Source organism: Pantoea sp. M_10 (assembly GCF_008631515.1).
Classification (GTDB): Bacteria; Pseudomonadota; Gammaproteobacteria; order Enterobacterales; family Enterobacteriaceae; genus Pantoea; species Pantoea anthophila.
Window position 1 is genome coordinate 271,564 of the sequence record NZ_VWUL01000002.1, and the last position, 21,106, is coordinate 292,669.

At 56.7% G+C, this 21,106-nt stretch carries 20 protein-coding genes; 14 read left to right on the forward strand and 6 right to left on the reverse strand.

Translation table 11 applies throughout. From position 1 onward, the window contains the following. Window positions 1-37: 37 nt before the first annotated feature. The 6 genes from purF (at window position 38) to hisP (ending at window position 5,629) form a co-directional block, all read left to right on the forward strand. On the forward strand, window positions 38-1,555 hold the full coding sequence (purF, locus tag F3I47_RS08215) for an amidophosphoribosyltransferase (RefSeq protein WP_009088981.1): 1,518 nt from the start codon (window positions 38-40) through the stop codon (window positions 1,553-1,555). 113 nt (window positions 1,556-1,668) lie between these two features. Beyond that, window positions 1,669-2,238 (forward strand): UbiX family flavin prenyltransferase, encoded by a 570-nt coding sequence (locus F3I47_RS08220; protein WP_009088982.1) that lies wholly within the window; start codon window positions 1,669-1,671, stop codon window positions 2,236-2,238. 260 nt (window positions 2,239-2,498) lie between these two features. Next, entirely contained in the window at window positions 2,499-3,281 is a 783-nt protein-coding gene (gene argT / locus F3I47_RS08225; protein ID WP_009088983.1) for a lysine/arginine/ornithine ABC transporter substrate-binding protein ArgT, read from the forward strand. 167 nt (window positions 3,282-3,448) lie between these two features. Then, a complete protein-coding gene (locus F3I47_RS08230; protein ID WP_009088984.1) occupies window positions 3,449-4,138 on the forward strand; it encodes a histidine ABC transporter permease HisQ in 690 nt (229 codons plus the stop codon). Then, entirely contained in the window at window positions 4,131-4,847 is a 717-nt protein-coding gene (locus F3I47_RS08235; protein ID WP_009088985.1) for an ABC transporter permease, read from the forward strand. Before F3I47_RS08230 ends, F3I47_RS08235 begins: the two co-directional genes overlap by 8 nt. Window positions 4,848-4,855: 8 nt before the next feature. Then, the gene (hisP, locus tag F3I47_RS08240) at window positions 4,856-5,629 is read left to right on the forward strand and encodes a histidine ABC transporter ATP-binding protein HisP (protein WP_009088986.1); all 774 of its coding nucleotides are present in this window, start codon (window positions 4,856-4,858) and stop codon (window positions 5,627-5,629) included. Window positions 5,630-5,693: 64 nt separating this feature from the next. Here the strand turns inward: hisP and F3I47_RS08245 are convergent, their stop codons facing one another. Continuing rightward, a complete protein-coding gene (locus tag F3I47_RS08245; protein WP_046102278.1) occupies window positions 5,694-6,641 on the reverse strand; it encodes a sugar-binding transcriptional regulator in 948 nt (315 codons plus the stop codon). A 194-nt stretch (window positions 6,642-6,835) separates the two neighbouring features. On the opposite strand from F3I47_RS08245, the gene dalD reads away from it, so the two are divergent. The 3 genes from dalD to F3I47_RS08260 are packed head-to-tail and all read left to right on the forward strand — an operon-like array spanning window position 6,836 to window position 11,004. After that, window positions 6,836-8,224 carry a D-arabinitol 4-dehydrogenase gene (gene dalD, locus F3I47_RS08250; RefSeq protein ID WP_150028894.1) on the forward strand — a complete coding sequence of 463 codons (1,389 nt, stop codon included), beginning with the start codon at window positions 6,836-6,838 and terminating at the stop codon, window positions 8,222-8,224. 2 nt (window positions 8,225-8,226) lie between these two features. Further along, window positions 8,227-9,696, forward strand: coding sequence for a xylulokinase (xylB, locus tag F3I47_RS08255; RefSeq protein WP_150028893.1), 1,470 nt, complete (start codon window positions 8,227-8,229; stop codon window positions 9,694-9,696). 27 nt (window positions 9,697-9,723) lie between these two features. Further along, window positions 9,724-11,004 (forward strand): MFS transporter, encoded by a 1,281-nt coding sequence (locus F3I47_RS08260; RefSeq protein WP_009088990.1) that lies wholly within the window; start codon window positions 9,724-9,726, stop codon window positions 11,002-11,004. A 33-nt stretch (window positions 11,005-11,037) separates the two neighbouring features. Here F3I47_RS08260 and F3I47_RS08265 read toward each other — a convergent pair whose 3' ends face one another. Continuing rightward, complete coding sequence (locus F3I47_RS08265) at window positions 11,038-11,934, reverse strand: TIGR01777 family oxidoreductase (RefSeq protein ID WP_150028892.1); 897 nt, start codon at window positions 11,932-11,934, stop codon at window positions 11,038-11,040. Window positions 11,935-12,116: 182 nt separating this feature from the next. On the opposite strand from F3I47_RS08265, the gene yfcF reads away from it, so the two are divergent. Continuing rightward, a complete protein-coding gene (gene yfcF, locus F3I47_RS08270) occupies window positions 12,117-12,758 on the forward strand; it encodes a glutathione transferase (protein ID WP_140029077.1) in 642 nt (213 codons plus the stop codon). Window positions 12,759-12,865: 107 nt separating this feature from the next. Next, window positions 12,866-13,390, forward strand: a complete 525-nt coding sequence (gene yfcD / locus F3I47_RS08275) for an NUDIX hydrolase YfcD (protein WP_009088996.1) — start codon at window positions 12,866-12,868, stop codon at window positions 13,388-13,390. A 104-nt stretch (window positions 13,391-13,494) separates the two neighbouring features. Here the strand turns inward: yfcD and pta are convergent, their stop codons facing one another. Further along, window positions 13,495-15,624, reverse strand: a complete 2,130-nt coding sequence (pta, locus tag F3I47_RS08280) for a phosphate acetyltransferase (RefSeq protein WP_033736164.1) — start codon at window positions 15,622-15,624, stop codon at window positions 13,495-13,497. 85 nt (window positions 15,625-15,709) lie between these two features. Then, on the reverse strand, window positions 15,710-16,912 hold the full coding sequence (gene ackA, locus F3I47_RS08285) for an acetate kinase (RefSeq protein WP_150028891.1): 1,203 nt from the start codon (window positions 16,910-16,912) through the stop codon (window positions 15,710-15,712). Window positions 16,913-17,247: 335 nt separating this feature from the next. Between ackA and yfbV the strand changes: the two genes are divergently transcribed. The 3 genes from yfbV to F3I47_RS08300 all read left to right on the forward strand — a co-directional run bounded on the left by yfbV (window position 17,248) and on the right by F3I47_RS08300 (window position 19,013). Continuing rightward, window positions 17,248-17,700 carry a terminus macrodomain insulation protein YfbV gene (gene yfbV / locus F3I47_RS08290; RefSeq protein WP_009089002.1) on the forward strand — a complete coding sequence of 151 codons (453 nt, stop codon included), beginning with the start codon at window positions 17,248-17,250 and terminating at the stop codon, window positions 17,698-17,700. 145 nt (window positions 17,701-17,845) lie between these two features. After that, window positions 17,846-18,340, forward strand: coding sequence for a YfbU family protein (locus F3I47_RS08295; protein WP_150028890.1), 495 nt, complete (start codon window positions 17,846-17,848; stop codon window positions 18,338-18,340). Window positions 18,341-18,353: 13 nt separating this feature from the next. Continuing rightward, window positions 18,354-19,013: a sugar phosphatase gene (locus F3I47_RS08300; RefSeq protein WP_058956893.1), complete on the forward strand. Its 660-nt coding sequence runs from the start codon at window positions 18,354-18,356 to the stop codon at window positions 19,011-19,013. Between the two features lie 29 nt (window positions 19,014-19,042). Here F3I47_RS08300 and yfbR read toward each other — a convergent pair whose 3' ends face one another. Together yfbR and F3I47_RS08310 are read right to left on the reverse strand one after the other, a co-directional pair. After that, window positions 19,043-19,642: a 5'-deoxynucleotidase gene (gene yfbR, locus F3I47_RS08305; protein ID WP_058956884.1), complete on the reverse strand. Its 600-nt coding sequence runs from the start codon at window positions 19,640-19,642 to the stop codon at window positions 19,043-19,045. A gap of 69 nt (window positions 19,643-19,711) precedes the next feature. Continuing rightward, window positions 19,712-20,929, reverse strand: coding sequence for a pyridoxal phosphate-dependent aminotransferase (locus tag F3I47_RS08310; protein ID WP_009089010.1), 1,218 nt, complete (start codon window positions 20,927-20,929; stop codon window positions 19,712-19,714). Window positions 20,930-21,106: the final 177 nt, after the last annotated feature.

The following is a 21,106-nucleotide window of genomic DNA, read 5'->3' on the forward strand; positions in this document are numbered from 1 at the left end:
TGTGACCGGGAGTGCGGCTTAATGAGGAAATGACAACATGTGCGGTATTGTCGGTATCACCGGTTTCATGCCGGTCAACCAGTCGATCTATGACGCGTTAACGGTGCTCCAGCACCGCGGGCAGGATGCCGCAGGCATTTGTACTATCGATGCGCTGAAATGTTTTCGCCTGCGAAAGGCAAACGGCCTGGTCAGCGACGTTTTCGAAGCACGTCACATGCAGCGTCTGCAGGGCAACATGGGCATTGGTCACGCGCGTTATCCTACGGCGGGAAGCTCCAGTGCCTCTGAAGCGCAGCCTTTCTACGTCAACTCGCCCTATGGCATCACTCTGGCGCACAACGGTAATCTGACCAACGCCCATGAACTGCGTAAGCATCTGTTCGAAAAGGGTCGCCGTCACGTTAACACCACGTCAGATTCTGAAATCCTGCTGAACATCTTTGCGCAGGAACTGGATCGCTTCCAGAACGATCCGCTGGAAGCTGACAACATTTTTTCTGCGGTTGCAGCCCTGCATCAGCAGGTGCGCGGCGCTTACGCCGTCGTGGCGATGATTATCGGACACGGCATGGTCGCCTTCCGCGATCCTAACGGCATTCGTCCGCTGGTCCTCGGCAAGCGCGTCATCGCTGACGGCCGTACCGAATATATGGTTGCCTCAGAGAGCGTGGCGCTTGATACGCTGGGCTTTGAGTTCATCCGTGACGTGGCACCGGGTGAAGCGGTTTATGTCACTGAAGAGGGCCAGCTGTCGACCCGTCAGTGTGCTGAAAACCCGAAAAGCAATCCATGCCTGTTCGAGTATGTCTATTTTGCACGTCCCGACTCCTTCCTCGACAAGATTTCGGTCTACAGCGCCCGTGTCCGTATGGGCACCAAGCTGGGTGAAAAAATTGCCCGCGAGTGGGAAGATCTCGATATCGACGTGGTGATTCCAATCCCGGAAACCTCAACCGATATCGCGCTGGAGATTGCGCGTATTCTCGATAAACCCTATCGCCAGGGCTTCGTGAAGAACCGCTACGTCGGCCGCACCTTTATCATGCCGGGCCAGCAGTTACGTCGCAGCGCAGTGCGTCGTAAGCTCAACGCGAACCGCGCGGAATTCCGTGATAAAAACGTGCTGCTGGTGGATGACTCCATCGTGCGTGGCACCACTTCCGAGCAGATCATTGAGATGGCGCGTGAAGCGGGCGCAAAACGGGTTTACCTGGCGTCAGCGGCCCCGGAAATTCGCTTCCCGAACGTCTACGGCATCGATATGCCGAGCGCCACGGAGCTGATTGCCCATGGCCGCGAAGTGGAAGAGATCCGCCAGCTGATCAAAGCGGATGCGCTGATTTTCCAGGATCTCAACGATCTGATCGAAGCGGTGCGTGAAGAGAATCCGGATATTACCCAGTTTGAATGTTCGGTTTTCAACGGCGTCTACGTGACCAAAGATGTCGATCAGCAGTATCTGGAGTATCTTGAGTCGCTGCGTAATGATGACGCGAAAGCGCTTCAGCGCCAGAACGAAGTCGAGAACCTCGAGCTGCACAACGAAGGCTGATATCCCCGACAGGCGGACAGCACAGAACAGGGCGGGAGCAATCCCGCCCTGTTTGTTTTCAGAAATCGTCCGGCCGCGTTATGATGGTGCATTAGCGGAGACAAGGTTGGACTATGAAACGACTCATCATTGGCATCTCTGGCGCAAGCGGGGTGATCTACGGCGTGCGCATGCTGCAGGTGTTGCAGCAGGTGGAAGAGGTGGAAACGCATCTGGTCATGAGTCAGGCGGCGCGTCAGACGCTGGGACTGGAGAGCGACTACTCGGTTCGCGACGTACAGGCGCTGGCCGATGTGGTGCACGACGTGCGCGATATTGCCGCGAATATCTCCTCCGGGTCGTTTAAAACGCTGGGCATGGCGATCTTACCCTGCTCGATGAAAACCCTGTCAGGCATCGTTCACAGCTACAGTGACTCCCTGCTGACCCGGGCAGCGGACGTGGTGTTAAAAGAGCAGCGTAAACTGGTGTTGTGCGTGCGCGAGACCCCGCTGCATGTCGGTCATCTGCGCATGATGACCACGGCAGCCGAACTGGGGGCTATCATCATGCCGCCCGTTCCGGCGTTCTATCACCGTCCTGATACCATCGGGCAGATCATCGACCAGACCGTTAATCGCGTTATCGATCAGTTTGATATCGACCTGCCGGAAGATCTGTTTATGCGCTGGCAGGGTGCATAAAGTTCCGCGGGCGCACTTAATTAGTGCATAAGCGCGCCCCGGATCACTCTTCGTGCATCTGACGCACCAAAAGTTAACATCATCGCTTTTTCTCTTTTACTTCACTGCTATATTCCCCCCTATAAACAGGCGGTTTTCACCGCACTGGCGTCACGCTAACTGCGTGGATAACTTGCAGATCTGGCATGAAACATGCAGATTAATTAGCGCATTCACATCACGAACCACATAACAAAAAGCACTTCACTTGAGGGTAATCTATGAAAAAGCGTGTTCTGGCTCTTTCCCTGATGCTGGGCTTATCCAGTGCTGCCAGCGTCTTTGCGGCGGTTCCGGGGTCAATCCGCATCGGTACAGATCCAACTTACCCACCGTTTGAGTCGAAAAACGCGCAAGGCAAGTTAGTGGGCTTCGATATCGACCTCGCTAACGAAATCTGCAAACGTATCCATACCCAATGTACCTATGTCGAAAGTGATTTCGATGCGCTGATCCCTTCACTGAAAGCGAAGAAAATTGATGCCATCATCTCCTCACTCTCCATCACAGCAAAACGTCAGGAAGAGATCGCCTTCTCAGAAAAACTCTACGCCGCCAACGCACGTTTAGTGGCACCGAAGGGATCAAAAATCGAGCCGACGATTGAATCGCTGAAAGGCAAAAACATCGGTCTGCTGCAGGGCACCACGCAGGAAACCTATGCCAATGAGAACTGGCGGCCAAAAGGGGTGACGATTACGCCTTATGCGAACCAGGATCTGGTCTATCAGGATCTGAATGCGGGCCGTATTGATGCCGCTTTCCAGGATGAAGTTCAGGCCAGCGAAGGCTTCCTGAAGCAGCCGGTGGGCAAGAACTACGCGTTTGCCGGTCCGGCGGTAAAAGATGACAAGATCTTTGGTGTCGGAACAGGCATGGGGCTGCGTAAAGATGACAGCGAGCTGAAGGCCGCTATCGACAAAGCCTTTACTGATATGCGTAAAGATGGCACCTACGACAAGATTGCGAAGAAATACTTCGATTTCAATGTGTACGGCGACTAACCATCCTGTCGCTTTATCCTCTGGTTGCTGAAGCCCGCCGGAACGGACGGCTTAACGCCGCTGCGCCCCGCGGGCGGATGGCAGAGACGCCAGAGTGATAAAGCTAAACTGCCCGTCGATGTCTGGCGGGCAGCGTTTTGTTTTCACCCCACGACAGGACCCTTTCGATGCTGTATGGCTATTCTGATGTAATTCTCAGGGGCACACTGGTGACGCTGGAACTGGCGCTCACTTCCGTGGTGCTGGCAGTGCTGCTGGGGCTGATCGGCGCAGGCGCGAAACTGTCGCGCAGCCGGCCTCTGGCGATGATTTTTGAAGGCTACACCACGCTGATCCGTGGCGTGCCCGACCTCGTATTAATGCTGCTGATCTTCTACGGTCTGCAGATTGTCCTCAACCAGATCACCGATGCGCTGGGCATGGCGCAGTTTGATATCGACCCGATGGTCGCCGGTATCATCACGCTCGGCTTTATCTATGGTGCCTACTTTACTGAAACGTTCCGGGGTGCCTTTATGGCGGTGCCGAAAGGGCAGATTGAAGCGGCCACCGCGTTTGGTTTTACCGGCGCGCAGGTGTTTCGCCGCATTCTGTTCCCGGCCATGATGCGCTATGCGCTGCCCGGCATCGGTAACAACTGGCAGGTGATCCTGAAAGCCACCGCGCTGGTCTCGCTGCTCGGACTGGAAGATGTCGTTAAGGCGACGCAGCTGGCCGGAAAAAGCACCTGGCAGCCGTTCTATTTCGCCATCGTGGCGGGCGTGATTTACCTGCTGTTCACCACGCTGTCGAATGGCGTGCTGTGGTGGCTGAACCGGCGCTATACGGTAGGCGTGAAGAGGGCGACTTATGATTGATATTATTCAGGAATACTGGAAATCGCTGCTCTGGACAGACGGTTATCGCTTTACCGGCGTGGCGATCACGCTCTGGCTGCTGATCCTCTCGGTCGCCATTGGCGGATGCCTGGCTATTCTGCTGGCGATTGCGCGGGTTTCCCCTAATCGCTTTATCAGTTTTCCGGTCTGGCTCTTTACCTACGTCTTCCGTGGCACGCCGCTCTACGTGCAGCTGCTGGTGTTTTACTCCGGGATGTACACGCTGGAGATTGTGAAAGGCACGGAGTTGCTGAATGCCTTTTTCCGCAGTGGCCTGAACTGTACGTTACTCGCCTTTACGCTTAACACCTGCGCCTACACCACGGAGATCTTTGCCGGGGCCATTCGTTCTGTGCCGCACGGGGAGATTGAGGCGGCGCGGGCGTATGGCTTCTCGACCTTTAAACTCTATCGCTGCATCATTCTGCCGTCGGCGCTGCGCACGGCGCTGCCAGCCTACAGCAACGAAGTGATTCTGATGCTGCACTCCACGGCGCTGGCCTTCACCGCGACGGTGCCGGATCTGCTGAAAATCGCGCGGGATATTAACTCCGCGACCTATCAGCCGTTCACCGCCTTTGGCCTGGCGGCGGTGTTATACCTGATTATCTCTTACGTGTTGATCAGCCTGTTCCGCCTGGCGGAACGCCGCTGGCTGGCCCACGTGAAACCCTCTTCATCGCATTGAGTAGAACTATGGCTGACAATAAATTAAGCGTCACCGAATTGCATAAACGTTACGGTGAACATGAAGTGCTGAAAGGGGTCTCGTTAACTGCTAAAGCGGGCGATGTGATCAGTATCATAGGATCGTCCGGTTCAGGGAAAAGTACCTTTTTACGCTGCATCAACTTTCTCGAAAAACCGAGTGAAGGCAGCATCGTCGTCAACAACCAGCAGATCAACTTAGTCCGTGACAAAGATGGTCAGCTGAAAGTGGCTGATAAAGAGCAGCTGCGCGCATTGCGCACCAGCCTGACCATGGTGTTCCAGCACTTCAATCTCTGGAGCCACATGACGGTGCTGGAAAACGTGATGGAAGCGCCGATTCAGGTGCTGGGACTGAGCAAGGCGGAAGCGCGTGAACGGGCGATCCGCTATCTCGATAAAGTCGGCATTGACGCACGGGCACAGGCGAAGTATCCGGTTCATCTCTCGGGTGGTCAGCAGCAGCGTGTCTCGATTGCGCGTGCGCTGGCCATGGAGCCGGAAGTGTTACTGTTTGATGAGCCGACCTCGGCGCTCGATCCGGAGCTGGTAGGCGAAGTGCTGCGCATCATGCAGAAGCTGGCTGAGGAGGGAAAAACCATGGTCGTCGTTACCCATGAGATGGAGTTCGCCCGCCACGTTTCCAGCCACGTCATATTCCTGCATCAGGGCAAAATCGAAGAGCAGGGAGCGCCTGCGGAGCTGTTCGGTAACCCGAAAAGCCCGCGACTGCAGCAGTTCCTCAAGGGATCGCTGAAGTAACGAATAGCGGGGCGGACAGGTGCGGGAAGCAGGGCATCGGCGTGCCCTGCGCCTGCCCGCTGCGTCACGTCTGCAGTAACTTCAGCGCCGTGTCCTCGTCGGTCACCAGACCCGATACCCAGCCGCCCTGTAAGGCGGCCCGGATCGCCGGATACTTGCGTTCGCTACCGGCAAAGCCAATGATTTTGCGCTGTGTCTGGCTTTCCAGATGCACGCTGGTCAGGAGTTCATCCGTTTCCCCCCACACGCGTTCACCCTCCTGATTGAAAAAGTGACCGAGCATCTCGCCCGCGACGCCACGCGCATTCAGCGCCTCAACCTGCGCATCGGTAATAAATCCCTCGGCGTTCAGCGGACAGCCTGGCATCACTTCGCCAATCCCGACAAAGGCTACGTCTGCACGTAAGGCGCGTTCGGTGACGCGCTGATACACCTTATGCTGCACCCACATCGCTTTATCTTCAGGCGTGTCGGCGTAGAGGGGGGCCGGAATAAAGAAATACTTACCCTGCATCTTTTCAGCCATCTTCAGCGGGACATCATAACGTGTCCCGGAATCATCCCGCGCGATGGCGCCAATCATCGAAACGCAATGATGCTGCGGGCGATCCACCCAGGGTAACGCGTCGATGATCGAGCGTAAGGTTTTACCGGAACCAATGCCAAAGACCTGTGGCGCTTCCTCACTGATGAACTGTGCCATGACCGCCGCCCCTTCGACGGCCAGCATTTGCTGAATGGCATCCTCGTTCAGACTGGCCGAGGGCACGACGCGACAGAGTTCCAGACCAAACTTCTCCTGGACCTCACGCGCCAGCTGCAGACAGTGCGTGACGGGATGATCGATTTTTACGTTCACCATGCCCATTTCACGAGCACTGGATACCAGACGCTGCGCCACCTGGCGCGACAATCCCAGCGCCTGCGCAATCTCCTGCTGTGTCACGCCCGCAACGTAATACATCCATGCGGCACGCGCGGCCAGCTCCTGCTTTTTCTCTTCTCTGCTCATCACGCTGTTCCGTCGAATTCAGGGAGACATCTTAACGCGAGCCGGGCAAAAAGCGCTAACCGGGCAAAAGCCCAATAAAAGAGCAAAAGTATTATTTGTGACAGAGTTCGCAGAAGGATCCGCGTAATGAACACTATGCTAACGGCTATCGGGCAAATGCCCCTCACTGTGGCAAATGTTTAATTGAGGCGATTATGACCAATCAATCCGTGTGGATGCATATCGGCGCAGGATCTTTTCATCGGGCACATCAGGCGTGGTATCTGCATCAGCTGCGTAAGCAGGGCGACGAAAGCTGGGGCATCGCGCTGGGCAATATCCGCCAGGACGCCGCGCCGCTGCTTGATCAGCTCGCGCAGCAGCAGGGCGAATATGTGCTGGAAACCGTGACGCCCGAAGGTGAGCGCGACTATGAGACCATCACGTCGCTGCGCAAAATTTTGCCCTGGGATAGCGACATCAGCGCGCTGATTGAGCAGGGCGCCCGTGCGGAAACACGTGTGATTAGCTTCACCGTGACAGAAGCAGGTTACTACCTGACGCCCGCGTTTACGCTGGATCTCACTCAGGCGGACGTGAAGGCCGATCTGGGTGGCGACATCCGCACCCTCTACGGCGCACTCAGCCGCATTCTGACACAGCGGGTTGCCGTGGGCGGAGCACCGGTCACGCTGCTGAACTGCGACAATCTGCGCCACAATGGCGAGCGTTTTCGTGACGCCTTCCTGGCGTTTCTGACGGCCAAAGGCGATACCGCGCTGGCCGACTGGGTGCGTACACAGACCCGCTCACCGAATACCATGGTGGATCGCATCACCCCGCGACCCACCCCGCAGGTGGCCGAACGCGTGCAGGCGGCGACCGGCAGGGAGGAGGGTGCCGCAGTGATGGCCGAATCTTTTATTCAGTGGGTCATTGAGGATGATTTCATTGCCGGGCGCCCGGCACTCGAAAAGGTGGGCGTTGAGCTGGTGGAATCGGTGCTGCCGTGGGAAGAGGCGAAAATTCGCATCCTTAATGCGACCCATGCCGCGATTGCCTGGGCGGGCACGCTGATTGGGCTGAACTATATCGATGAGAGCACCCGTCATCCGGCCATTTATCAACTGGCGCACGACTACGTGACCCAGGATGTCATTCCCTCACTGTCACCCAGCCCGCTCGATCTGGCGGATTATCGCGATGTGGTGCTGGCCCGCTTCAGTAATCCCTATATTCAGGACACCAATCAGCGCGTCGGTGCCGATGGCTTGTCCAAAATTCCCGGCATGGTGACGCCAACCCTGCAGGCGTGTTACCAGCGCGGCGTGCAGCCGACCGCAACGGCGGTGATCCCGGCACTCTTCTTCCTGTTTATGCAGCGCTGGGCCAGTGACGACTTACCCTATCCCTATCAGGATGGTGCGCTTCAGGCCGAGACGCTGCGTAAACAGTTCGCCAGCGCCGATCCGCTCCGTGCGTTCCTGAGCGATCGCGCGCTGTTTGCGGAACTGGCGTCCGATAAGGCGTTTCATGAGCTGGTGACGCGCCAGGTGGCGAATCTGCAGCAGTGGCTGAAGCAGCCTGAACTGGCGGCGGTGTAATCATGTATCTCGGTATTGATATCGGTACCTCAGAGCTTAAAGCGCTGATCGTGAACACGCAGGGTGAGATTGTGGCGTCTCAGCACGCCACGCTCAGCGTGCAGCGTCCGCATGCTCACTGGGCAGAACAGGAGCCTGAGCGCTGGTGGCAAGCCTGCTGTGAGGTTCTGGCGGGATTGCGTCATCAGTCTCCTCAGGCATGGGCTGAGATTCGCGCGATAGGATTGTCCGGTCAGATGCACGGGGCCGTGCTGCTGGATGCCGGAGGCAGGGTGCTGCGTCCATGTATCCTGTGGAACGACACGCGCAGCGCACCACAGTGTGAAAGGCTGGCGAAGCAGCATCCCCGGATGATAGCGATCAGCGGCAATATGATTATGCCTGGCTTCACTGCACCAAAGCTCTGCTGGGTTGCGGAACATGAGCCAGAGATCTTCAGCCGTATCGATAAGGTGTTGCTGCCGAAAGATTACCTGCGCTGGCGTCTGACCGGACGCTTTGTCACTGAGCCTTCAGATGCTGCCGGAACGCTGTGGCTCGATGTATCCCGGCGTGACTGGTCGGACGAACTGCTGGCCATCACCGGACTGACGCGTGCCGCCATGCCTGAACTGGTGGAAGGCAGTGCAGTAAGTGGACATCTGCAGCCGACACTGGCGAGCGAGTGGGGCTTATCCACCTCAGTCACGGTGGCAGGCGGCGGCGGGGACAATGCCGCGTCGGCCGTCGGGGTAGGCGCGGTGAACGCCGGGGATGCTTTTATCTCACTGGGGACGTCCGGGGTGATTTTTGTGGTCAATGACCGGTTGCAGGCGGACCCGCAATCCGGGGTGCACGCCTTTTGCCATGCGCTGCCGGGCCGCTGGCATCAGATGAGTGTGATGCTCAGCGCCGCCAGTTGTCTGCGCTGGCTGTGCAATCTGCTGTCAGTGAGTGAAAGCCAGCTGATGGAGGAGATGGCTCAGCTCAGTGATGAACAGCTGCGCAGCGCCCCGATTTTTCTGCCCTATCTCTCCGGGGAGCGCACCCCTCACAACGATCCTGACGCCTCCGGTTCTTTCTTCAATCTGCGCCATGAAACGCCGCGCGCCCTGCTGGGCTATGCGGTGATTGAGGGCGTGGCATTCGGACTGGCTGATGGGGCAGAGGCGCTCGGCGAGGCCCGGCACCCCATTCAGCAATACAGCCTCACCGGTGGAGGCGCGCGCAGCACGCTGTGGGCGCAATTGATTGCCGATGTGCTGCAACTGCCGGTTGTTACTCACCCGGCCAGCGCCTCTGGCGCGCTGGGGGCGGCACGTCTGGCGTGGCTGGCTGATGGCGGTGCTGAGCATGAGGTGTGCCTGAAGCCGCCAGTCCAGGCGCGCTATCAACCGGACGACGCTCGCGCAGCCGTGCTGCAACAGCGGCTGCGTCTGTTCCGGGAACTCTACATCCAGCAGCAACAGGTGCGTAACCTGCTGCCTGCATAAAGACTAACCAAACAGAAGGTGATTGTGATGCAATCGAACGAATACTGGTTTGGCTTACCGAAAAAGATGTTCTGGGGCTTCCTCGCTATCGCCATCTTTATGGCGGGTGATGGCTTTGAAATGGCGTTTCTGTCTCGCCATATCACCGACATGGGCTTTTCGCCCGCGCAGTCTGCCGTCGTGTTCACCTTCTATGGTCTGGCAGCCGCGCTGGCAGCCTGGGCATCGGGTGTGGTCGCCGAGCTGATCACGCCGCAGCGCGCGATGATGATTGGCTTTGTGCTGTGGATCGTCATGCATGCCCTGTTTATGTCACTTGGGCTTGGGCTGCGTAACTATCCCCTCATGGTGCTGTTTTACGGCATTCGCGGGCTGGCTTATCCGCTGTTTATCTACTCTTTCATGATGATGCTGGTGCAGGTCTTACCGCGCGAGAAACTGGCGGCGGCGACCGGCTGGTTCTGGGCGATGTATTCAATCGGCATTGGCGTGGTGGGCAGCTATCTGCCCAGTCTGACCATTCCGATGCTGGGGGAGACCGGAACGCTGTGGCTGGCCATCATCTGGGTAGCCTGTGGCGGGATTCTTGCCTGGTTCAGCCTGCGCAACGTGCCGGTAGATCGTTCCCGCGTGAATCTGCCGATGCGTGACAAGATGACAGAGATGTCGCGTGCCGTGACTATCCTGTTCACCAATCAGCATGTCTTTTATGCCTGCCTGATTCGCATCATCAACACGCTGTCGCTGTTTGGTTTCGCCATTATCATGCCACTGCTGTTTGTCGACCGTCTCGGCTTTACCATCTCTGAATGGCTGCAGATCTGGGCGGTGTTCTTCTTTGTTACCATCTTTACGAATATCTTCTGGGGCCTCACCGGTGAGAAGCTGGGCTGGATCCGTCAGGTACGCTGGTTTGGTTGCCTGGGAATGGCTATCTCCAGCCTGACCTTCTATTACCTGCCGCTGTATGCGGGGCATAATTTCTGGGTGGCATTAATTCCTGCGGTCATGCTGGGGATCTTTGTCGCCGCGTTTGTGCCGATGACCGCCGTCTTTCCGACGCTGGAGCCGCATCACAAAGGGGCAGCGGTCTCGATTTACAATCTCTCCGCGGGACTCAGTAACTTTGTGGCACCGGCTATCGCCTCTGTCATGCTGCCATTCTTCGACATCGTCGGAGTGGTATGGGCCTACACCGCGCTGTATGTGTTCGCTGGCGTGCTGACCTTCATTATCCGCGTGCCACAACCGGGGCACACGCGGGAAGAGAAGGCGATGCAGTCGCGGGTCGCCGGACAGCGAAGCTGATTACCCCTGCGGCGGCCCTGGGCCGCTGCAGGGTTATCCTGCGACATCCTGCAGGGCTTCCTGCAAATCGTACCAGCGGAAGCCAAAACCAGAGGCTTCCAGCCGCTTCGGCAGCACATGCTGACCGCCCAGCACCAGCACCGACGACTCCCCCATCATCAGCTTAATGGCGCTGGCAGGCGTGCGCATAAAGGCCGGACGATGCATCACCCGCCCCAGCGTGGCGGCAAACTGCTCATTGCGCACCGCGTAAGGAGCCACCATGTTGAACGGGCCGTGCAGATCCTCATGATCCAGCAGCCAGAGAATCGCGTTGACCATGTCATCGATATGGATCCACGGTATATACTGTTTGCCACTGCCGATCGGCCCGCCCGCGCCAAACTTAAACGGCAGTTTCATTTTACTGAGTGCGCCGCCTTCACGAGCCAGCACCACGCCGGTGCGTATCAGGCAGACGCGGGTACGTTCACTCGCGGCGCTGAGTGCCAGCTGCTCCCAGCGGGCGCAGAGCTGATGGGTAAACTCATCATGGCCCTCATCCTCTTCAGTCAGCACCAGATCGCCGGTATTGCCATAGAAGCCGGTTGCCGAACCAGAAATCAGGACGGCGGGTGGTGTTGCGCTGGCATTAATCAGTGAGGCAATCTGCTCGGTGATCTGCCAGCGGCTTTCGCAGAGCTGCTGTTTATGGGGCTCTGTCCAGCGTTTATCGGCAATGGGTTCGCCCGCCAGGTTAATCACGGCATCAATGTTATTGAGGTTTGTCTGCTGCGCCAGACCTGACCAGAGCGCCACGCTCTCGCCCAGTTTTTCGCGTGCGCTGACGATATCCCGCGTCACGACACTGATCTGATGCCCCAGCTGTTGCAGCCGTGGAATCAGATGACGCCCAATCAGTCCCGTGCCACCGGTAATAAGAATGTGCATGTTGCGGCTCCCTTTGTGTTTTTGTTATCTGCTCCTTTCAGCATAGAAGAGCGGAGCCACTCTGAAGTGCGTCGCGTCGCGCTTTGTTATTCCGGCGTGAGAGGTCGGAGCAGCTCAGCGTTGCCTTCCCAAAAAAAAGTCGGTAAACATGATGCAACCCTGACAGCCAATCGAGGTAACCGATGAATTATCCGCCCATTGTCCTGTGGTCAGATTCATCATTTTTCAGTCCTTATGCCATGTCTGCCTATGTTGCTCTTACCGAAAAAGGGGTGCCTTTTCAGCTGAAACGCGTCGATTTATCGCAGAATCAGCAATATGCGGAGGCCTATCGGGCGCTCTCACTGACCTGCCGCGTGCCAACGCTGCAGATTGACAGCTTTCTGCTGAGCGAGTCTTCCGCCATCAGCGAATATCTGGAAGAGCGTTTTCCGGCACCTGAATTTGAGCGGCTCTATCCCCATGACCGCGAGAAGCGCGCCCGCGCCAGAGAGCTTCAGGCTTGGCTGCGCAGTGACTTTATGTGGATCCGCCAGGAGCGCCCGACGGAAGTGCTGTTTGCCGGTGAACGTTTTGCGCCACTGACGGCGTCAGCACAGCAGGCGGTCAGTAAACTGATTGCAGCCGTTGAGCGTCTGCTGCCGGAAGGGCAGCAGAACCTGTTTGGCGAATGGTCCATCGCGGATACCGATCTGGCGGTGATGCTCAACCGGCTGGTATTGCATGGCGATCCCTTACCGACACGTTTGCAGCACTATGCTGAATTTCAATGGCAGCGAGCCTCAGTCCAGCTGTGGTTAGCAGAAAGTGGTAAAAATCGATAACTGTCAGGGCTTGCTCAGGCTGACGGAAGTGATTACCTTACGCCACATTAAAATAACAAGTGGCAAACTGCGTGCATCTGGGCACGCCAAACAGGAAAGGGTTACGGATGGTGGATCAAACTGCGGGTGACGGCATCGAGTGGGTCGATATTGTAAGCGAAGAGAATGAAGTCGTTGCTCAGGCGACACGTGCGCAGATGCGCGCTCAGTGCCTGCGTCACCGCGCCACCTATATCGTGGTTCATGACGGTATGGGCAAGATTCTGGTTCAGCGTCGCACGGAAACAAAAGATTTCATGCCGGGCAAACTCGACGCAACGGCGGGTGGTGTGGTGCAGAGCGGTGAGGATATGCTGGAGTCTGCGCGTCGCGAAGCTGAAGAGGAACTGGGCATTGCCGCCGTGCCTTTTGCTGAGCATGGCAAATTCTACTTTGAAGATCAGCACTGCCGCGTCTGGGGTGGCCTGTTCAGTTGCGTGTCCCACGGGCCTTTCGCGATGCAGGAGTCCGAAGTCGATGAGATTTTCTGGATGACGCCCGACGAGATCACCGCCCGCTGCGATGAGTTTACTGACGATTCGCTGAAAGCGCTGTCGCTGTGGATGAGTCGTAACGGCGATAGCCGCGACTGAGACGCTTCCGGCGCCTTGCCTCAACGGGCAGCGCCGAATCGCACATTTGCGGATTAAAAAAAAGGCATGCCCCGGGGCATGCCTTTTCTGTTCTCACCTGGCGCTTAGCCTTCAGCCTGCTGTGACTGAATGGCGGTCAGCGCGATGGTGTAGACGATGTCGTCGACCAGCGCGCCGCGCGACAGGTCATTGACCGGCTTACGCATCCCCTGCAGCATCGGCCCGATCGAGATCAGATCGGCGGAACGCTGAACCGCTTTGTAGGTGGTGTTACCGGTGTTGAGATCCGGGAAGATAAACACGGTGGCGCGACCCGCAACCTGTGAGTTGGGCGCTTTTGATTTTGCCACATCTTCCATGATGGCAGCGTCATACTGCAGCGGACCATCGATCACCAGGTCAGGACGTTTTTCCTGCGCAATCCGTGTGGCTTCACGCACTTTTTCCACGTCGCTACCTGCACCGGAGGTGCCGGTGGAGTAGGAGATCATCGCCACACGCGGGTCGATACCAAAGGCTTTGGCAGAATCGGCGGACTGAATCGCGATTTCGGCCAGCTGCTCAGCGGTAGGGTCCGGGTTAATCGCGCAGTCACCGTAAACCAGCACCTGCTCAGGCAGCAGCATAAAGAACACCGATGAAACCAGTGAGCTGTTCGGCGCGGTTTTGATCAGCTGCAGTGGCGGACGAATGGTGTTGGCGGTGGTATGAACCGCACCGGATACCAGACCATCCACTTCACCGCTCTCCAGCATCATGGTGCCCAGCACCACGTTATCTTCCAGCTGCTCCTGCGCGACAACTTCGGTCATACCTTTGTTCTTGCGCAGCTCAACCAGGCGCGGCACATAGTTTTCACGAACCTGTTCCGGGTCAACGATCTCAACCCCTTTGCCCAGCTCAACCCCCTGAGCCGCCGCAACACGCTGGATCTCATCCGGGTTGCCTAACAGCACGCAGGTGGCGATACCGCGTTCAGCACAGATAGCGGCCGCTTTAACGGTGCGCGGCTCATCGCCCTCTGGCAGAACGACGCGTTTGCCCGCTTTACGCGCCAGCTCGGTCAGCTGATAGCGGAAGGCCGGTGGCGACAGGCGACGGCTGCGTTCTGACGTAGCGGTCAGCGACTCAATCCAGTCAGCGTTGATGTAGCTGGCAACATACTCCTGCACTTTCTCAATGCGCTGGGTGTCGTCAGCCGGGACTTCAAGGTTGAAGCTCTGCAAACTCAGGGAGGTCTGCCAGGTGTTGGTTTTCACCATAAATACCGGCAGGCCGGTCTGGAAGGCGCGATCGCAAAGACGGGCGATGCGATCGTCAATCTCGTAGTTTCCGGTCAGCAGGATAGCGCCGATCTCGATGCCGTTCATGGCAGCCAGACAGGCGGCGACCAGCACATCCGGGCGGTCTGCGGAGGTGACCAGCAGAGAGCCAGGACGGAAATGCTCCAGCATGTGCGGGATACTGCGGGCGCAGAAGGTTACCGATTTCACCCGGCGGGTCTGAATCTCACCTTCGTTGATGATGCGCGCACCCAGGTGGCGGCACATGTCGATCGCGCGGGTCGCAATCAGATCAAAGCTCCACGGCACGCAGCCCAGAACCGGCAGCGGGCTGTCTGAGAAGAGCTGCTTAGGATCGATATTGGCGATGCTGGCTTTCGACGAATCATCGAAGATCTCTGACAGGTCAGGGCGGGTACGTCCCTGATCGTCAACCGGCGCGTTCAGTTTATTGATGATCACGCCCGTGATGTTTTTATTCTTCTGACCGCCGAAGCTGCTCTGGGTCAGCTCAATGCGCTCTTTCAGCTGGGCCGGTGAGTCATTACCCAGCGCCATCACAAAGACGATCTCGGCATTCAGCGTTTTGGCAATTTCATAGTTCAGTGCGTTGGCGAACTGATGCTTACGGGTCGGCACCAGACCTTCAACCAGCACCACTTCCGCATCCTGCGTGTTGGCGTGATAGCGGGAGATGATCTCCTCCATCAGCACATCCTGCTGGTTCGATCCCAGCAGTGATTCCACACGGGACATCTGCAGCGGTTCGGCCGCAGGAATCGAGGAGTTCTTGCGAATGATAGTGGTGGTTTGATCCGGGGTATCGCCGCCGGCACGCGGCTGCGCAATCGGCTTAAAGACGCTGAGGCGGACGCCTTTGCGCTCCATGGCGCGGATAACGCCGAGGCTGACGCTGGTCAGGCCGACGCTGGTGCCGGTCGGAATGAGCATAATTGTACGTGACACGTTTGAACCTCTCAGTAATGGCAGGGTGTCAAAAACAACTCCGTCAGCCTGAGCTGACGGAGAGAAGGGGTTATGCAGTCAGACGCGCGGCGTCCTGGGCGATGACCAGCTCTTCGTTGGTCGGAATCACCAGGGCCGGACGGGTGCCTTCTTTATTGATGTAGCCAGATTTACCGAAGCGCGCTGCAAGGTTGCGATCATGATCAACCTCAAAGCCCAGCAGCGCCAGTTTTTTCAGTGAAAGTTCACGCACCATCGCCGCGTTCTCACCGATGCCGCCGGTGAAGACCACGGCATCAAGACGACCGTCCATCAGCGCCGTGTAGCTGCCGATATATTTCGCCAGGCGGTGGCAGAACACATCCATCGCACGTTTCGCATCTTCTTTCGTCGCGTAATTATCTTCCACGTAGCGGCAGTCGCTGGTGACTTCGGTCAGACCTAACAGGCCAGACTCTTTGGTCAGCAGTTTATTGATGGCGTCAACGCTCATGCCCAGGGTGTCGTGCAGGAAGAAAACAATCGCCGGGTCGATGTCGCCACTGCGGGTGCCCATCACCAGCCCTTCCAGTGGCGTCAGCCCCATGGAGGTATCGACGCACTCGCCATTACGGATGGCAGAGACAGAACCGCCGTTACCAAGATGGCAGGTGATGATGTTCAGTGATTCAAGCGGTTTATTGAGCATTTTGGCCGCTTCGTGTGTCACATAGAAGTGGCTGGTGCCATGCGCGCCGTAGCGACGCACGCCGTGCTCTTTATACAATTTGTAGGGCAGGGCGTAGAGGTAAGACTCTTCCGGCATTGTCTGATGGAAAGCGGTGTCGAATACGGCGACATTCTTATCTGACAGGTGCGGGAAGTTCTTCATCGCTTCATCAATCCCGATCAGATGAGCCGGGTTATGCAGCGGGGCAAAGGAGGAGGCGTCTTTGATGCCCTGAATCACTTCTTCAGAGATGATAACGGACTGAGTCAGCTTTTCACCGCCATGAACAATACGATGACCGATTGCAGCAATTTGTGCCGAAAGCTCTGGTTTTTGTGCCAGAATGGATTTAACGATGAAGTTCAGCGCTTCGCTATGCGCTGCACCGGCACCGAGAGGTGCTTCCTGTTTTTCGCCGTCCAGTTTCCATTTAATACGTGCTTCTGGAAGGTGGAAACATTCTGCCAGGCCCGACAGGAACTCTTCGCCACTGGCAGGGTTGAGGATGGCAAACTTAAGGGAAGAGCTGCCACAGTTCAGAACCAGAACTAACTTACTCGACATGGAAGTACCTATTTTTTGAGAGTGGCTAAATAAAACGCAATCAGACTAACAGCGTAGCCCATGAAAGCTGGTAGATTAATGACAAACATCATGCGGTAGACAGAAATCTGCATTTCCGCAAAAAATTTCGGTAATCTTACGCAAAAATTTGAAGATCGCCTTGTCGAAACATGGCTCAAGCCTCTTCCCAACGGCATCCCGCGCCCGGAAAGGTGTTGAAACGGCGTCAGAATAGCTGGAGTCATCTTTAAAGACAAAAAAAATTGAAGGATGTCACGTAAAGTTGTGTGGTTATAACTTTTTTTTAATGTTTGCAGGATTAGTTGAGGTGAGCCATGGCGAATGAATCTGGCAGTACCAATTGGTTTCAGATGTTTCAGCGCGGTCAGCACTACATGAAGACCTGGCCTGCTGATAAGCGCCTGGCCCCCGTGTTTCCGGAAAACCGTGTTTCATCCGTGACGCGCTTTGCCATTCGCTTTATGCCTCCCCTGGCGATTTTTACCCTGACCTGGCAGATCGCAATGGGCGGCCAGCTTGGCCCGGCCGTGGCGACGGCGCTGTTTGCCTGTAGCCTGCCGATGCAGGGGTTGTGGTGGCTCGGTAAGCGTTCTGTTACGCCGCTGCCGCCGACGCTGCTGAGCTGGTTTCATGAAGTCCGCGCCCGACTGGAAGAGGCGGGACAGGCTATCGCGCCGGTAGAAGGCAAACCGACCTATCAGGCGCTGGCCGACCTGCTGAAACGCGCGTTTAAACAGCTTGACCGCACGTTCCTCGACGATCTCTGATCCTCTTCAGGCGGGCGGTAATTTAATTACCGCTAACCCGCAACCAAATCAAAGAAAGGCGATACGGCGATTTCCGTATCGCTAACGCTATGCAATCATTTCCTCCTTGTCGATTAACTGAGCGGTCACCGACCGGGAGTGAATCATGGAAATGACCCATGCACAGCGTTTAATTCTAACCAACCAGTACAAAATCATGGCGATGCTGGAGCCGGAAAATGCTGAACGTTTTCGCCGTTACCAGACCATCATTGAGCGCGGTTATGCGCTGCAGATGCGGGAGCTGGATAAAGAGTTCGGCGAACTCAGCGAAGCAACCTGCCGGACGGTGATCGACATTATGGAAATGCATCACGCGCTGCACGTCTCCTGGTCAAACCTGAAAGATAAAAGTCAGACGGATGAGCGCCGTCTCGCTTTTCTCGGTTTTGATGCCGCGACAGAAGCCCGCCTGCTGGGATATGTGCGCTTCATGGTCAACACGGAAGGGCGCTACACCCACTTCGATTCCGGCACCCACGGCTTTAACGCGCAAACCCCGATGTGGGAAAAGTATCAACGCATGCTGGCTTTATGGCAGACTTGTCCGCGCCAGTACCATTTGAGTGCCAACGAGATTGCACAGGTTATTAATGCATGATGAGGAGAAGCGCGTGACCTACAGAGGTTTTCTTTTTGATTTGGACGGCACGCTGGTCGATTCGCTGCCCGCCGTAGAACGCGCCTGGAGCCAGTGGGGTGCGCGTCATGGTATTGCTGCCGATGAGATCCTCGATTTTATTCATGGCAAACAGGCCATTACTTCTCTGCGTCATTTTATGGCAGGCCAGCCGGAAGAGGCGATTCAGGCGGAGTTTGTGGCGCTGGAGCAGGCGGAAGCGGCGGACACCGACGGTGTGCAGGCGCTGCCGGGTGCCAGAGCGCTGCTGGAAAGGCTGAACGCGCTGCAGATCCCCTGGGCCATTGTCACCTCCGGTTCGGTGCCGGTTGCGCATGCCCGACATAAAGCCGCAGGCTTGCCGAAACCTGCGGTGTTTATTACTGCGGAGCAGGTGGCAAAAGGTAAACCGGAACCCGATCCCTATCTGCTCGGGGCGGAGAAACTGGGCTTAGACGCCGCAGCCTGTGTGGTGGCAGAGGATGCCCCCGCCGGCATCGTATCCGGACTGAACGCAGGCTGCGCGGTGATCGCCATCAACGCTCCGGCGGACACCCCCCGGCTGGATGAGGTGGCGCTTCGCCTCAGCTCACTGGCATCACTGGTCGTGACCCGGGAAGCTGACGGCAGTTTTACCTTCAGCCAGCAGGCGTAAGGAAGGGGCCGGCGGTCACGCCGCCGGGCTCAGAGTGGCGTATCCTGCGAGATTTCATCCAGCGACAGGCTGAAGCTCGGAATAAAGACCTCAACGAAATAATCCATCTCAGGCGAACGCCGTTGCGCCAGCGTTGTCTCCAGTCGCGCTTTCGCCAGTAAAAACTCATTGTTCCCGGCAGAGAGTTCCTCAAGACACTTAACATAAGCGCAGAGCGCATCGGCCTGCTTGACGACGGCCTGCTCCTCTTCACTGTGCAGGTGCTCATCGATTAACGGGCGATAGATCGCCTGAAACTCTTCCGGCAACATCTCAATCAGCTTCTGCTGCGCAATTTTCTCGATTTTTTTATATTCATGCGCGATCTGCGCGTTGTAATACTTGACCGGTGTGGGCAGGTCGCCGGTCAGCACTTCGCTGGCATCGTGATAGAGCGCCAGCATGGCGATGCGATCGGCATTCAGCGACCCGCTGAACTTAAGGTTTTTGATCACGGCCAGGGCGTGCGCCACCATGGCAACCTGCAGGCTGTGTTCAGACACGTTTTCGGTGCGCACGTTGCGCATCAGCGGCCAGCGATTGATCAGCTTGAGACGGGAGAGATGGGCGAAGAAGTGACTTTGAGTCATGCGCGTTCCTGTTAGCCGGCAGGGGAGAGACAGGCTCTCCCCAAATAGCTTCAGTATACGCGGGCGGGATTACTGACGATAGCCTTGCAGGAAACGGCCAAATTTATTGATGGCCATTTCCAGATCGTCCACGCGCGGCAGCGTGACGATGCGCAGGTGGTCGGGCGAGGGCCAGTTAAATGCGCTGCCCTGAACCAGCAGGACTTTCTCCTGCAGCAGGAAATCCAGCACCATTTTCTGATCGTCGAAGATGTTGAATTTTTTAGCATCGATTTTCGGAAACATATAGAGCGCGCCCTGTGGCTTCACACAGCTGACGCCCGGAATATCGTTAATCAGTTCCCAGGCGCGCTGACGCTGCTCGTAGAGACGTCCGCCAGGCATGATAAATTCGCTGATGCTCTGGTAACCGCCCAGCGCCGTCTGAATCGCATGCTGCGCCGGCACGTTAGCACAGAGACGCATTGAGGCGAGCATCTCCAGCCCTTCGATGTAGCCTTTAGCATGTTTCTTCGGCCCGTTAAGCACCATCCAGCCCTGACGGAAACCGGCCACGCGATAGGTTTTAGAGAGGCCGTTAAAAGTCACGGTCAGCAGGTCCGGCGCCAGTGCGGCAATGCTGTGATGCTGTGCCTCATCATAGAGGATCTTGTCGTAGATCTCGTCGGCAAAAATGATCAGGTTATGCTGACGGGCTATCTCAACCACTTCCAGCAGCAGCTCTTTGCTGTAGACCGCGCCGGTCGGGTTATTCGGGTTGATAATGACGATGCCGCGGGTGCGGGGCGTAATCTTGCTGCGGATGTCATCCAGGTCGGGAAACCAGCCTGCAGACTCATCACAAAGATAGTGCACCGCTTTCCCGCTGGAGAGGGAGACGGCCGCCGTCCATAACGGATAGTCGGGAGCCGGGACCAGCATTTCGTCACCGCTGTTCAGTAACGCCTGCATCGCCTGCACGATCAGTTCTGACACACCGTTGCCAATGTAGATATCTTCTACCGTGACGTCGCGCATGTCGCGCGCCTGGTAGTGCTGCATGATCGCTTTGCGGGCAGAGTAGAGGCCCTTAGAGTCGCAATAGCCCTGGGCGCTGGGAAGATTACGAATCACATCGACCAGAATCTCGTCCGGCGCTTCAAAGCCGAAAGGCGCCGGGTTGCCGATGTTCAGCTTAAGAACTTTGTTGCCTTCTTCTTCGAGGCGTTTTGCCTCTTTCAGTACCGGACCACGGATGTCGTAACAGACATTGTCGAGTTTCCCGGATTTATCAATTTGAAAAGTCATTGTTACCGCCTTAATGGGCAGAATCCTTTTGGCTGCCACAGAAATCAAACCAGCACAATGTACTCTCCTCAGGATAACAAAAGAAGGGTGCCGTCCGGTTTTGGCGGGTTCAACACCTTTTTGCCCGCCGCATAGCGAAAAAATTATTTACCACGGCTTTAGCTGGTCATTAAAACC